The following is a 14,331-nucleotide window of genomic DNA, read 5'->3' as shown; positions in this document are numbered from 1 at the left end:
CGTTCATATCGAAACAAATCATAAAATCGCACTATAAATTTTTGGTTTCGCCTAACTTAGAATTCATAAGCAACTAGTTTTATTATCTTTGCCCCGATTTTTCAACAGACAGTTCAAACAAAAGGCAACATTGCAATTTGAAGTTCTGATCTGAGCACCGACAATTATAAAAGTGAAGTTAAAATGAGTCATCAGGAATTAAGCGAACAAGAAATTATCAGAAGGAATTCGCTTCAAAAAATGCGAGAACTTGGAATTGAGCCCTACCCCGCTGCACAGTTTCATGTAAATACTACTTCAGTAGAAATAAAGGAGAATTATAAGGAAGAAGAAAACAATTTTCAGGAAGTGGTAATTGCCGGCCGACTTATGAGTCGCAGGATAATGGGTAAAGCTGCGTTTGCTGAAATTCAGGATCACGAAGGTCGTATTCAGATCTACGTGAACCGCGATGAAATTTGCCCCGGCGAAGACAAAACACTTTATAACGAAGTATTCAAGAAACTGCTCGACATTGGTGACATCATTGGCGTAAAAGGCTTTGCTTTTATTACTCAGATGGGCGAACTTACTGTTCATGCAAAGGAAGTTACGGTGCTAAGTAAATCGCTGCGTCCGCTGCCAATCGTAAAAGAAAAAGAAGGTAAAACTTTCGACGCTTTTACCGATGCCGAACAACGTTACCGCCAGCGTTATGTCGACCTGATTGTTAATCCGCAGGTAAAAGACACATTCATCAAGCGCACGAAGATTTACAATACCATGCGCCAGATGTTCAACGAATATGGTTATCACGAGGTAGAAACACCAATTCTTCAACCGATTCCGGGTGGAGCAGCGGCACGTCCGTTCATCACGCACCACAATGCGCTGAACATGCCGCTTTACATGCGTATTGCCAACGAACTTTACCTGAAGCGTTTGATTGTTGGTGGTTTTGAAGGCGTGTATGAATTCTCGAAAGATTTCCGCAACGAAGGAATGGACCGCACACATAATCCTGAGTTTACCGTGATGGAAATTTACGTGGCGTACAAAGACTATAAATGGATGATGTCGTTCACCGAAGAAATTTGTGAACGCGTTGCCATGGCTTTGCACGGAACAACTAAAGTACAACTGGGCGAACACGTTATTGATTATAAAGCCCCTTATCCGCGTGTAACCATGGCCGAAGCCATTAAGGAGCACACCGGTTACGATATCAACGGAAGAACGGAAGCCGAACTTCGTGAGATTTGCGACAAGCTCGACATCGAGAATGATGAAACCATGGGCAAAGGCAAACTGATCGATGAAATATTCGGAGAGAAATGTGAACACCATTATATCCAGCCAACATTTATTATCGATTACCCGGTTGAGATGTCGCCGTTGACTAAAAAGCACCGCGATAATCCGGAACTCACCGAGCGTTTCGAGTTGATGGTATCCGGTAAAGAGTTGGCAAATGCCTATTCTGAGTTGAACGATCCAATCGATCAGCGCGAACGTTTCCAGGATCAGTTAAAACTTTCGGAAAAAGGTGACGATGAAGCGATGTTTATCGACCAGGATTTTCTGCGCGCTTTGGAATACGGAATGCCACCAACATCGGGAATGGGAATCGGCATGGACCGACTGACCATGTTTATGACCAACAGTCCGTCAATACAGGATGTGTTGTTCTTCCCGCAAATGAAACCTGAGAAAAAAGCAGTGGAATTAACCGACGACGAAAAAGTGGTTTTCGAACTCCTGAAAACTGAATCTCCGGTTGATTTGAATGTATTGAAAACGAAATCGGAACTCAGCAACAAAAAATGGGACAAAGCCATAAAAGGACTCACCAAAAAGAATGTTGCCAAAGTTGATAATACCGATGCAGGTTTGACAGTCACACTATCATAGTAAAAATAAAACCAGATTATATAAGAGCCTCTTCATCGCTTGATGGAGGGGCTTTTTAGTTTTGAAAGAAAATGTAAAATAGTCATTGACTATTTGAATAGGTTGTCGTTCTGCGCCTTATCACATGAAAAAGGGCAACATTGAAATGCTGCCCTTAGTTTTTTATCAAGCTAACTACAGTGTATCCCAGCCGTCTTCAATGTCTTCCATGGTCATATCTGTTCCCCATGGATAGAAACGTAATTGAAGAAGTTTCAAACCATCGTTGTCATATTTCCAGTATTCGCCTTCCAAAAGTTCGTTAAATATTGGAATGCGTACATGAAATGTCAATGTCACATCTGCGTCAGTGATCACACCGTCGCCGTCAGAATCGTAAGTCACATCTATTTCATACACTACTGATAGTAATTCAGCTGTAACATTCTGGAAAGTTTGCTTTCCTTTTAAACGTTCAAAACTAATAGGATTGGGAATAAACTCACCCCATGTAATAAGCAAAGTCTCTCCGTAATTGTCAACCAGATTCTCCCACAACCTAACTGTTTTTTTATCTTCGGTCGCTGCAATCAGGTCAGCAATTTCTGAAAGTTCGGCCATGGTAGTTATTGTCGCACCGGTCATAGGCTTTCCGAGGGGACGGGCATAAACCGAATAATCTGTTTCAGTATCGAATCCCCATGGAAGCTCTGTAACGTAAGGCTCAAATCCGGGATCGGGAAGCTGGAACAAAGCTCCATCTTCATCTGTTCCGTTTTTGTCGAGCACGGCATAATCATCGCCATGAACTAGTCCAATTTGAGTCTCGCCTAACAGATGAACAAATATCACATTACCGGCAGCAATGTCATCGTCCATAGTTTTCTCCTTAACACCGATAATGTTAAGATTAAAGTGCTCACCAACGAGTTTTACACCGTCATCGGCAGTTGATTTTAGAAGAACGTCGCCTTCCATATCGGCGACAGGATCAGTTTTTTCACAGGCCGCAAAAAATGCAGCAATCATTAACAACAAAAAAAGTTTTTTCATAATTTTTTTGATTTTCGTTTTTAATTAGAAGGTTGAAGGCATCATTAATAACAGGTTCATTTGAACGTTCGTCAAACAGTAGCATGGATAGCTTTTGATAACACGGTTATCGCACAACTCTTTTGAGCAAGGTTTTATCGTCAACTGCTAGCATTTTGTTTATTATTTGGCTAATTCTGTATTCAAATAGTTTTTTATAAGGGAGAAAAAAGTTACAACCTTTGATCCTAAAAACCAACTATTTGTTCACTTTTAAGACATCCATATGCTTGATTTACAGCACGTTTTGCTACACATATGTTAAACATAAAATACCCATTGGTTGACGAAAGCAGCCCAGGCGCTGACCAACAGGAAATCAATGTATATACAAATTGAAATATTTATGTTCACAATAAACCCTAAGTAGCTGATTATTAAACCCATTAATAATTCACCTCAGTCAAATAGAGTATTTGGAGAAGAAGAACTACTAAATTTAATACAAAATAGAAGGGAATTTTTGGCGGTGCAGGATATATTCAGAACGGAGATTTGTTTATTCCGATCCGGTAAAACAGGGGGTTAGACTGGCCGAACCTCTCTAGTGATTCTGTTTCAAATCGCGGTAACTCAGGTACATTACAACTGAAACCACCATTAGCAACAGGATCATGTAAGTAATAATTGCTGTCATAATTCCGATTTTAGTTCGATACACAACAATGACATCGATATTAGTATGTTTTAAAGTTACAAGAATAAAGGCTTGCTAAATCCCTGGCCCTAAAAAACTTATCAAACACAAATTGTTCATATGTAGCCACATAGCAACAAAAGCGATTGGAAATTCGGCGCACTAAAAGTGAATTTTGAAGTAATCTGAAATACACTTGAAAGTAGCTTCCGGAGCTGTCCCGAAATTAAAAATTGAGTGGGATTATTCCATATCTGGTACACTCACGAAACTCAGAAAGACCCATAAACAACTCATTTAATGACACTTGACAAACATGGCACTATGTTTGCAAAACTTTAAACAGCTTTGGATACTTACTATCCGTTTTGAAGATACAGACCTTAACTCGTAAAGAGTTGCACGATAACCGCGTTATCATTGAAATTACGACTTTGAGATAAAAAATAAGGGTCTTTTAGATTGAACGTCGCTGTTCAAAAATGATTGGTTTACTTAAAGTAGACAACGCCTCCCTCAACTATCCAATTAAGGTGTGATAAAACATTTCTTTTAAATTGAATCTTATAAGCCTTCTGTTTAGCCAGAAGGCTTTTGCATTTTTATTGACAGCTGTTTTGTGCTTAAGTCGCCTATTGCGAAATCCATGGAAATTAATTTATTTAGTGTAACAAAATTGCCTCTTTAGCTCAGTTGGTAGAGCAGCTCATTCGTAATGAGCAGGTCGCGGGTTCGAGTCCCGTGAGAGGCTCAAGATACCTGCCTAACACATCCTTAAACATCTAATTATGTGCTCATTGCACTGCTTCATTAACCTTTTCTGGTTTAAGTTTGTTGTAGTAACATGGAGAATCAGGATTTTAACAGCGACTTTCAGTTTAGGTTAAGTACCGAATTTCAGAAGATTGACAAATTTCTAAAACGATTTCGTGTTGATTTCACGCATGAACTGTCTGAGATTAAGGCTAACTCACAACAGGAATTTAAAAATGAGGAAGTGCTTAATCATCAACTTCAGAATTATGCCACTCAAATATGGGGAAGTGCCGAATCGGTTATAGACAAAGATAACAACTACACCGAAATAAGACTCAAGGATGAAGTTAGCGCAATGGAACGTGTAGTAAATGCAAGATTACAGGAATACACGATCTCTGAATATTCGGAACGGTTACACCTGAAAGCCAAAGCACTTTTAGTCAAATATTTCCCTCAAGTATTTGACCTGACCGGAGATGGCTTTAGGTTGCTTGAAAAATATTGTTTGCTGTATAACCTGGAATTTATGGCCTACCTGGAAAATCACAAAAATGCTGATGAAAAGAAATAAGTACTTGACTTAAGATCTGAAAGCGACACATTCCCCCCTCTACAAAACTTCCGTCTCATTTAACAACCTGAGTTATGTTTCGGCAATCGCCGTCGCTCGGTTATTCATGATGTTTCAGATCCCGATAACTTAAATACATCATCACTGAAATAACAATAAGCATCAGGATCGCATATGCCAATAGAATAATCATGACCATTTATTTTAATACGACCTGTAACTGAAATAATACGTGCCGAGCGTTGAAATCGTCCCGCATTATTAAATACTATCTCTCCAATTCCAATCATTGTTGCTATTTTTCAGAACTTTTACCGACTTCGTATACGTAAACCAGCTCATTTGGTTGAAACCGGGACAATAGTAATGTTGTCAATAAAAAAAGCCACCCGAAAACGGATGGCTTATCTTGAATTTCTATTTGGTTTTAGCTACCAACCACCAAAGCCGGTATGATCCATACTCTTGTATAACAAACCATTATCACCGGTACAAGGATCGTTTGAAACTTCCTGAATGGTTGCAAACTGCCCCCAGATAACAGGGCCAATTTCAGTACCTTCTGCAGTGTACCAAATTCCATCTACTTTTTGAGCGTCTTCAGGAACCGCAATAATTTTGGTAAAATAATTCCATTTGCATTCTGAACCATCTTCATTTACTGTGACACCCGAAATGTGATTGGTTAACCAGGCTCCTGAACCAATGTAGCTATCAAAACCATAATGGCGATCCAGAACACCATCGGAGTCGCAATCTGAATTTGCCAGCCAGGCATCGTTCCACTTCATAATAAGTACATCGTTACGATAAGGCCATAACGAGTTACTCTCAGCTTCGGGATTTTCTGCGAGATACGCTTCATCATCACCTTCATACGGAGGCAAAGCTGTTCCCGGGCGTCCGGCGTAAGCATTAAAATAAGATCCGTTGAACATGTGTGCCTGGTAGTTGTAGCCATACATGTCGAAACAAACCGGAATTGCTTGTCCTTCCAGGTAATGACCGTCAGCATACACCAACGATCCATCCTTCAGACTCACACAACCTGTTTCACTTTTTTTAGCACCTTTTAACACCAGGTCGTCTTGAACAGGTTCTTCGAACGATTTGTCACAAGCCGCAAATCCTACGGCGATCAGAATAAGAAAAAATAATTTCTTCATGGTAAAATAATTAGGGTTTGTAATTCACGAGCCTCCATTGCGAAGGCATATGTATAAAAATATTACGTCCATAAAATAAAAAATTACGCCTTTAAGTACCATGATGCAGAACCCAAAACGCTTACCCAATAAATTCCTATTTCAATGTTATACTGTATGTGCGGGAAGTCTGACGGAGTTGTTAGTAGGATAAATATAATCGAATTTTATTAATCAATCACACCGATTATGAAAAATACTTAGGGTTACCTATTCATCGTTTTCGGAATGTATTAGTGACGACGCTTTTAAAATAATGACACGATACGGCCACAAGATTCTGACATATAACTCAGAAACAGCATCTTGCATTTTAGTAACACTTTGCGTAACTTGATGTGCTGTTTGTCAAAAACAACAAAACAAATTAAGTGATAACACAACCAATCTTAAATCATATGAAGAATTTTTACATTTTTTCAAAATTAGTATTGTTCACAGTCGGATTCTTTCTGACAATGAATGCAACAAGCCAGATCCTGGAAATTATATCAGGAGATATCATTACAGATCCCGACTCATCAGTTATGGTGACGGCTACAGTTACTGATACTTCAGGCGAAGCCATTACGGACGCGAAAATCCAGTGGAACACTGAGCCGGGTTATCTTGGAAAAGTAACCAAAGAAGGATGGTTAATACCAAATCATCCGGGAGAAGGTTACCTTATTGCAAAGTACAAGGACTATCGCGACTCTGTAATGCTCACAGTTAACGGGACCCCTAAAAATGACGACGACGATGACATGGGTGACATGGAAGATGAGTACCCAAAAGTAAAGATCGTTCCTTCCAGTATACGGGTTGAAATCAGCGATTCGGTAGAACTGCGTGCCTTTTATATCGATTCAATGGGTTACAAAATCGACACAACTTTTACGTGGTCAGTTGAGCCAATGGAAATAGGTATGTTTCCCGACTCTAGTGTAAGCATGTTCTACTCTGCCGATACGGCTGGGAGCGGAATTATCATTGCAACACTGGGAGAATTGGCCGACACAGCAAAAATATCGGTTTACGAAACCCGGGAAAAAAGAGAAAAAATTAAGAAAGAGAAGGAAAAAGAAAATAATAAAGGGAAGCAGTTAACCATTGAACCCGGCGACATGATGGTTTACACCGGAAATGAGCCGATCCAGTATTCGGCCATGTACAAAACCAATGGTAACAAACACCAGGGTGCCGAATTTATGTGGAGTGTTACTGACACCACTGTAGCCAGTATCGACGAAAACGGCTTACTTACCCTAACCGGCGAAACCGGAATGACGTTGGTTGAAGCCGCTTATAGCAGTTTTGAAGCAGCCGTGGAATTACTCGTTGTTGACTCAACTGTCGACATGGATGTAAATACCATATCAATCCGTCGTGTTCTGCCCAATGGAAACGAACTTCACCCAAAATATTTCAAAGAAGGAGAATCGTATAAAATTGGCGGTCTTCCTTATCCCTTGAATATTCTGAATGCCGGAATGCTGCATTTCCCATACGGATGCATAAGCGAAGACGTGGACATTTTTATGTTCATTCCTGAAAAATATGCCGAAATGGACGACGACAGTACTGAAGTGAGCTTTACTGAAGACATCATTACAGGAGTAAAATTCAGTGTTGTTCCTTCCGGATCGGATACCATTGTTGAACCATACTACTTTAACATTCCTGTTGAACTGAAACTGGTCTACAAACAAGACCTTCTGGATTCGCTGGGTGTTGATCCCGCTGATTTGGATGTTTTCTTTGCCGACAATACCGGTTTTGTTGACGTTAACGGTGGAGTTGCTATGGTTGACACTGCTCGTCACAGAATATATGCATCAATAGAACACTTTAGTACCATTGTTGTAAAAGAAGCAAAAGCGACAACACAGGTTGAGGACCTGGAGCCGGAAGATGATAATTACTTCAATGTTTATCCGAATCCGTTTAGCGCCGCAACCAATATCGAATTCTATCTCGATCAGAATTCCGATGTCCAGTTAATGATCTACAATATGTTCGGGCAGCAGGTAAAAGTACTTGTCGACGGAGAACTGCCAAAAGGTAAGCACAAAGTGCGCTGGTCGGGCAACCTCCAAAGTGGTTCGCAGGCAACTACCGGCATTTACCTTTGCAGGTTCATTAAAAATGGCGAAGTAAGCAATGTAAAACGTCTGATCATTAATCGCTAGAGAACCTTTCGAATTACATATTTCAAAGCCATTCGCTTTCATAAGCGGGTGGCTTTTTTAATGGCAAAAAAAAAGGCCGTTCAAATGAACGGCCATTTCGTATTTCTTATTCAGCTTTTAATTACGCATTCAAAGTGTAGCGATCGAAAGCTGTAACTGTTAAACCAGCATCGTTTTGCTTCAAGAAATCTTTGATAGAAATTTTTCCGTCTTTCACGTAAGTTTGGTTCAAAAGCGTAACGTCTTTGTACCATTTGTTGAGTGAACCCAAAGCGATTTTTTCAATCATATCTTCAGGTTTTCCTTCCTTACGGTATTTCTCTTTGGCGAATTCAAGCTCTTTATCAATTTCTGACTGTGGAATAGAAGATTCGTCGACAGCGATTGGAGCCATTGCAGCAACTTGCATTGCAACGTCTTTAGCAACGTTTTCGGCAACAGCTGCTTTGTTGAAACTTACCAAAGTAGCCAGTTTGTTACCCGGGTGAATGTAAGGCACAACAGTTTCGTCGGCTAAACATTTGAAGTAAGAAAGATCAAGTTTCTCACCTGTAACACCGGTTTGTTCAGTAACAAGAGCTTCAATAGCGGTTCCGTCGAGTTCGATTGCTTTAAGCGCTTCCAAACTTTCAACTTTATTATCGATAGCTGCATCCAGAATTCTTTCAGCAAATGCAACAAAGCTTTCGTTTTTAGCCACAAAGTCTGTTTCGCAATTCAGTACAACCAGGGCACCAAATTTACCGTCTTCGGTAACTTTTGCCAGTGCAACACCTTCAGCAGCGTCTCTGTCGGCACGTTTGTTAGCAATAAGTTTTCCCTTTTCACGGATAATTTCCAGTGCTCTCTCGAAGTTACCATCGGCTTCTTTCAGGGCATTTTTGCAATCCATCATCCCTGCTCCTGATACTTTACGCAGTTTTACTACGTCGGCTGTTGTAAAAGACATATTAAAATCTTTTTTAAATTTTTATTCTTAATAATCTTTATTCTTCTTCAGAATCTTCGTCCTCGTCGTCGGCTACTTTAGCTTTTGCTTTTTTCTTCGAATCGCCAGCTTCAGCTTCTTCTTTATCCTTTTCAACTTTGCGTTCGCTCAATCCTTCGCGAATGGCTTCTACCATTTCGCTTACAATTAAACGGATTGATTGTGAAGCATCGTCGTTGGCAGGAATTACGAAATCTACATCGTCCGGATTCGAGTTGGTATCAACGATAGCAAATACAGGGATTCCAAGTTTCTTAGCTTCGCGAACTGCGATTTTTTCTTTCAGTACGTCAACTACGAACAATGCAGCAGGCAAACGGGTAAGGTCGGAAATTGAACCCAACACTTTTTCCAGTTTTGCACGCTGACGAGTGATTTGCAGTTTTTCGCGTTTTGAAAGGTTATCCCAGCTGGTATCCTTCATCATTTTGTCGATGGAGATCATTTTCTTCACCGCTTTACGGATGGTTGGGAAGTTAGTAAGCATACCTCCAGGCCAACGCTCAGTAACGTAAGGCATTCCCACGCTTTTAACTAAATCGGAAACAAGTTCTTTGGCTTGTTTTTTAGTTGCTACAAATAAGATTTTGCGGCCTGATTTTGCAATCTGCTTGATGGCAGCTGCCGACTCGTCGATCTTAACAACTGTTTTTTGAAGATCGATAATGTGGATACCGTTTTTTTCCATGAAGATATAAGGCTCCATGTTCGGGTTCCACTTTCTTTTCAGGTGACCAAAATGTGCACCTGCATCCAATAATTCCTGAAAATTTGTTCTTGGCATCTTTTTACTTTTTCTATGTCCTAAAAGCAACCGCTCAGTAGCCCCGGTATTCCGGAGATCTCAGCCGTTTTAGATCCATATAAGTGAATAATAATATTAACGTTTTGAGAATTGGAAACGTTTCCTTGCTTTTGGCTGTCCAGGTTTTTTACGTTCAACCTCACGTGGATCCCTTGTTACGAATCCTGCAGCTTTCAGCTGTGGTCTTGCTTCCGCATCGATTTCAATTAACGCACGTGTGATGGCCAAACGTACGGCTTCTGCCTGTCCTTTTGGGCCACCTCCGTCGAGGTTAATTTTGATGTCGTACTTCTCAGAAACTTCCAGCAAATTCAGAGGCTGCAATACAATGTACTGCAGAATTTCTGAAGGGAAGTATTCTTTAAGTTCTCTTTTATTGATGGTAATGTTTCCTTTACCTTCGCTAACGTAAATGCGGGCTACTGCTGATTTTCTACGTCCTAATGTATTTACTACTTCCATCTTGTTTATTTACTTTTTAAGTCAACAACTTTTGGTTTCTGAGCTTCGTATTTGTGCTCAGCACCAATAACTACATGTAAATTTCTGAAAAGCTGACGGCCCAATTTGTTTTTAGGCAACATACCTTTAACAGCTTTTTCAACCAGACGCTCAGGATATTTAGCTAAAATGTCCTGAGGATTTTGGAAAGTTTGTCCTCCCGGGTAACCTGAGTGACGAACATATTGTTTGTCAGCCATTTTTTTACCGGTCAAAACTACTTTCTCAGCATTAATCACAATTACGTAATCTCCACAATCGGCATGCGGAGTAAAATTTGCTTTGTTTTTCCCTTTCAGGATTTTGGCAACTTCACTTGCCATTCTTCCCAAAACAAGTCCTTCAGCATCAACCAAAACCCACTCTTTACTAGCAGTTTCTTTGTTTGCCGAAATCGTTTTATAACTAAGTGTGTCCACTTTTTTCTATTTTTTATGTATTCAACACAAATGATTTACCATCGGCTGCTAATTTCTGACTCAACGGAATTTTATCATCAGACAAGCTTACCTCAAGAAAATCAACTATTTACACTCCTTATCTCTAAGGATAATAATCGGGACTGCAAAAGTATTTTCTTTTTTTGTAATTCCAAAGAAATAACCTTCAAATTTTCAATAAGTTAACGTGGTTGTTTCAAGAGGTTAAATTCTATTGTAAAAAAAGAGCCAAGGATACTTATTGAATAGCAGTTTTATTAACTGAACCAGCCAGAGAAGATTGATTATAAGATTGAAACAGATTGATGCAGTTTTATTCAATCTCATCCATCCACCCAATCATATCAATCTTATCATTACAACAAAGAATATATGGATGCGATTGATACGATTCCATTAAACCAGAATTAACAAACCTGTAACTACATGCCAACCAGGATCGAAAATCATTTTCGGGTTCTTCCACGGGCATTCTATATAATTACTTACATTTGCTAAGCTCGGCTATACAAGGAAATATGCAACAGCACAAACCCAAAAAAATTAAAAAACGTTTCCGCAACTCGTGGATCACCTCGCTGGTGAACATCACACTGATCCTCGTTTTGCTAGGCATGCTTAGTTTTGTGCTTATTAACGCCCGCCGTTTATCAGAATATGTCCGAGAGCAAATCGGATTGACACTGGTTTTAAAAGACGACCTGAAAGAAGTGGAAATCATCCGGCTCGAAAAAGTACTGTCGCTGAGCAACTACGTAAAATCAACCCGGTACATCGACAAAGAAACCGCAGCCCGGGAATTGAGCGAAGAACTGGGCGAGGATTTCACCGGATTTCTGGGGCAAAATCCCTTGTTCTCATCCATCGAATTAAAACTTTATGCCGCCTATACAAATAGCGACAGTTTGAAAATGCTGGAACAAAAGTTCCTCAACTACCCACAAGTGGAAGAAGTGTATTTTCAGAAAAACCTGGCCACTTTAATTAACGAGAATGTCAGGAAAATAAGCTTGTTGTTACTGATCGTCAGCGGATTGCTAACTTTCATCTTTTTTGGCCTGATAAATAATACCATCCGCCTGCTCATTTATTCGCAACGGTTTATCATCAACACCATGCAAATGGTAGGCGCAAGTAAAAGCTACATCAGAAAACCGTTCTTAAAACGCAGTTTATGGCTGGGAGGTATTGGTGGCGTATTGGCAAATCTGATATTACTTTCTGGTATCTATTTTTATCAAACCGAATTATTTGGCAACATAAACACTACAGAACTTCAAATTGTAGCTGTTGTTGTTATTACGGTATTTACTCTGGGCTTCGTTATCTCGCTGTTATCAACCTGGCTCGTGCTGAACAAATTCCTCCGGCTTAAATTTGATGAATTATTTTATTAATTATCTTTACCCCATCTATATCAGAAACAATGGCAAAAAAATCGAAAGAAATAAAAGAGACCAGTGGATTTGCGCTGGGAAAAGAAAACTATAAACTACTGGCTATCGGCTTCGCCATTATCGTGCTGGGTTTTATTTTAATGGCTGGTGGCGGCAGCGACGATCCGAATGTGTTCAGTGAAGACATTTTCAGTTTCCGCAGAATTACCTTAGCCCCTATACTGTTATTTATTGGCTTTGTTTTCGAGATTTACGCCATCATGAAAAAACCAAAAGAAGAACAGTAATACCCCCGCAAACGAATGAATGTATTCCAGGCGTTTCTTCTAGGAATTATCCAGGGACTTACCGAATTTTTACCTATCAGCTCGAGCGGACACCTTGAAATTGGTCATTCGCTTTTGGGAATAAAAAATGAAAACAACCTGCTTTTTGTACTCGATGTACACGTGGCAACGGTGCTTAGTACAATTGTAGTGTTCCGAAAGGATATTGGCGCTTTGTTAAAAGATCTGTATAAGTTTGAATGGAACGCTTCAACAAAATACGTTGCCATGTTGCTGTTTTCATCCGTGCCAATCGTTATTGTGGGGCTTCTATTTAAAGAAGAAATAGAGAGTTTGTTTACAGGCAACCTGTTTTTTGTAGGCATAATGTTGCTCTTTACGGCTACACTGCTCACACTAACCGTCTATGTAAAGCAGAGCAATAAAGAAATCACGTTTGCTAAAGCATTTATTATTGGCATCGCTCAAACTATGGCCGTTTTACCTGGTATTTCCAGAAGCGGATCGACAATCGCCACGGGTATATTATTGAAAATAAAGAAAGAAGAAGTAGCACGATTCTCATTTCTAATGGTGCTGATTCCGATAATTGGTGCTGCAGTGCTCGATATTTTTAGAGGAGAGCTTACAACCCAGCATGCCAATGTGGTTAATTTACTGGCCGGTTTTGTTGCAGCCTTCCTGACCGGACTGGCTGCATGCTCGTGGATGATAAAAATTGTGAAGCGGGGTAAACTCATTTATTTCGCCATTTATTGCGCGGTTATCGGCCTAATTGCTATCTTTGCAGCCTGATTTTTGAAAATTTTTACAATACTCTGAATAACAGAGCCTTATATATGCCCGAGTTCAAAAAAAAATACGACTTTCCCGCCGGAGAGATTTTAGTGTTTCACAAAGATTTGAACTGGACTTCGTTTGATGTTGTCAATAAAGTACGTTACGAACTTTGCAGAATGATGGGCGTTAAAAAACTTAAGGTAGGACATGCAGGCACCCTCGATCCGCTGGCAACAGGAGTAATCGTGTTGTGCACAGGCAAAGCTACCAAAAGAATAGAGAGCATTCAGGCTACTGAAAAAGAATATGTGGCCACACTGAAAGTTGGTGCGACAACTCCTTCGTTCGATCTTGAGACGGAAGAGGACTCGACTCAGGATTATTCGCATGTGACCAAAGAGCTCTTGAAGGATGTTCTTTCAGGATTTATTGGAGAAATTGAACAGGTACCACCGGTATTTTCGGCGGTAAAAGTGAAAGGCAAACGTGCTTTTGATTACGCAAGGAGTGGCGAAGAGGTAAAACTTCAAGCCAAAAAAATTGTTATACATGAGGTTGAAATTGAAAATTTCGATCTACCATTTATAAAACTGCGGGTTACGTGTGGAAAAGGCACCTATATTCGTGCACTGGCACGTGATATTGGTGAAGCCTTAAACTGCGGAGCCTATTTAACAGGATTAGAACGAACCAGGGTTGGCGAATTCGATCTGGATAATGCGTTTAAAGTAGATTATTTTCTTGAAAATTTGAAAATTGATGTATCCTAACGAATTTTATTTCGTAGACAGAGAACTTTGAACAAAAACCACAGATCTGTATTATTTTT

At 39.9% G+C, this 14,331-nt stretch carries 14 protein-coding genes and 1 tRNA gene; 8 read left to right on the top strand and 7 right to left on the bottom strand.

The window, feature by feature from the left end; genetic code table 11:
* The first annotated feature begins 183 nt into the window (after positions 1–183).
* Entirely contained in the window at positions 184–1,890 is a 1,707-nt protein-coding gene (lysS, locus tag HFD85_RS21470; protein ID WP_167614462.1) for a lysine--tRNA ligase, read from the top strand.
* A gap of 174 nt (positions 1,891–2,064) precedes the next feature.
* Here the strand turns inward: lysS and HFD85_RS21465 are convergent, their stop codons facing one another.
* The gene (locus HFD85_RS21465) at positions 2,065–2,922 is read right to left on the bottom strand and encodes a hypothetical protein (protein ID WP_167614460.1); all 858 of its coding nucleotides are present in this window, start codon (positions 2,920–2,922) and stop codon (positions 2,065–2,067) included.
* Positions 2,923–4,276: 1,354 nt separating this feature from the next.
* On the opposite strand from HFD85_RS21465, the gene HFD85_RS21460 reads away from it, so the two are divergent.
* Both HFD85_RS21460 and HFD85_RS21455 read left to right on the top strand, forming a co-directional pair.
* A tRNA-Thr gene (locus tag HFD85_RS21460) sits at positions 4,277–4,349 on the top strand.
* Positions 4,350–4,442: 93 nt separating this feature from the next.
* Entirely contained in the window at positions 4,443–4,928 is a 486-nt protein-coding gene (locus tag HFD85_RS21455; protein ID WP_167614458.1) for a hypothetical protein, read from the top strand.
* Positions 4,929–5,032: 104 nt separating this feature from the next.
* Here HFD85_RS21455 and HFD85_RS21450 read toward each other — a convergent pair whose 3' ends face one another.
* On the bottom strand, positions 5,033–5,218 hold the full coding sequence (locus HFD85_RS21450) for a hypothetical protein (protein ID WP_167614456.1): 186 nt from the start codon (positions 5,216–5,218) through the stop codon (positions 5,033–5,035).
* A 141-nt stretch (positions 5,219–5,359) separates the two neighbouring features.
* On the bottom strand, positions 5,360–6,094 hold the full coding sequence (locus HFD85_RS21445; RefSeq protein WP_167614454.1) for a hypothetical protein: 735 nt from the start codon (positions 6,092–6,094) through the stop codon (positions 5,360–5,362).
* Positions 6,095–6,531: 437 nt separating this feature from the next.
* On the opposite strand from HFD85_RS21445, the gene HFD85_RS21440 reads away from it, so the two are divergent.
* A complete protein-coding gene (locus HFD85_RS21440; protein ID WP_167614452.1) occupies positions 6,532–8,304 on the top strand; it encodes a T9SS type A sorting domain-containing protein in 1,773 nt (590 codons plus the stop codon).
* Positions 8,305–8,425: 121 nt separating this feature from the next.
* Here HFD85_RS21440 and tsf read toward each other — a convergent pair whose 3' ends face one another.
* The 4 genes from tsf to rplM all read right to left on the bottom strand — a co-directional run bounded on the left by tsf (position 8,426) and on the right by rplM (position 11,017).
* Complete coding sequence (gene tsf / locus HFD85_RS21435) at positions 8,426–9,253, bottom strand: translation elongation factor Ts (RefSeq protein WP_167614450.1); 828 nt, start codon at positions 9,251–9,253, stop codon at positions 8,426–8,428.
* 37 nt (positions 9,254–9,290) lie between these two features.
* Positions 9,291–10,076, bottom strand: coding sequence for a 30S ribosomal protein S2 (gene rpsB / locus HFD85_RS21430; protein WP_167614448.1), 786 nt, complete (start codon positions 10,074–10,076; stop codon positions 9,291–9,293).
* 96 nt (positions 10,077–10,172) lie between these two features.
* Positions 10,173–10,559 (bottom strand): 30S ribosomal protein S9, encoded by a 387-nt coding sequence (gene rpsI, locus HFD85_RS21425; protein WP_167614446.1) that lies wholly within the window; start codon positions 10,557–10,559, stop codon positions 10,173–10,175.
* A gap of 5 nt (positions 10,560–10,564) precedes the next feature.
* A complete protein-coding gene (rplM, locus tag HFD85_RS21420) occupies positions 10,565–11,017 on the bottom strand; it encodes a 50S ribosomal protein L13 (RefSeq protein WP_167614444.1) in 453 nt (150 codons plus the stop codon).
* A 539-nt stretch (positions 11,018–11,556) separates the two neighbouring features.
* On the opposite strand from rplM, the gene HFD85_RS21415 reads away from it, so the two are divergent.
* The 4 genes from HFD85_RS21415 to truB are packed head-to-tail and all read left to right on the top strand — an operon-like array spanning position 11,557 to position 14,272.
* Positions 11,557–12,435 carry a cell division protein FtsX gene (locus HFD85_RS21415; protein WP_167614442.1) on the top strand — a complete coding sequence of 293 codons (879 nt, stop codon included), beginning with the start codon at positions 11,557–11,559 and terminating at the stop codon, positions 12,433–12,435.
* A gap of 29 nt (positions 12,436–12,464) precedes the next feature.
* On the top strand, positions 12,465–12,722 hold the full coding sequence (locus tag HFD85_RS21410; protein ID WP_167614440.1) for a DUF3098 domain-containing protein: 258 nt from the start codon (positions 12,465–12,467) through the stop codon (positions 12,720–12,722).
* 15 nt (positions 12,723–12,737) lie between these two features.
* Complete coding sequence (locus tag HFD85_RS21405; RefSeq protein ID WP_167614438.1) at positions 12,738–13,517, top strand: undecaprenyl-diphosphate phosphatase; 780 nt, start codon at positions 12,738–12,740, stop codon at positions 13,515–13,517.
* A 44-nt stretch (positions 13,518–13,561) separates the two neighbouring features.
* Positions 13,562–14,272, top strand: a complete 711-nt coding sequence (gene truB / locus HFD85_RS21400) for a tRNA pseudouridine(55) synthase TruB (RefSeq protein WP_167614436.1) — start codon at positions 13,562–13,564, stop codon at positions 14,270–14,272.
* Positions 14,273–14,331 lie beyond the last annotated feature (59 nt).

Origin of the sequence: Maribellus sediminis (assembly GCF_011799805.1) — a bacterium.
GTDB lineage: Bacteria > Bacteroidota > Bacteroidia > Bacteroidales > Prolixibacteraceae > Draconibacterium > Draconibacterium sediminis_A.
This window is presented reverse-complemented; position numbering and strand designations above follow the sequence as displayed.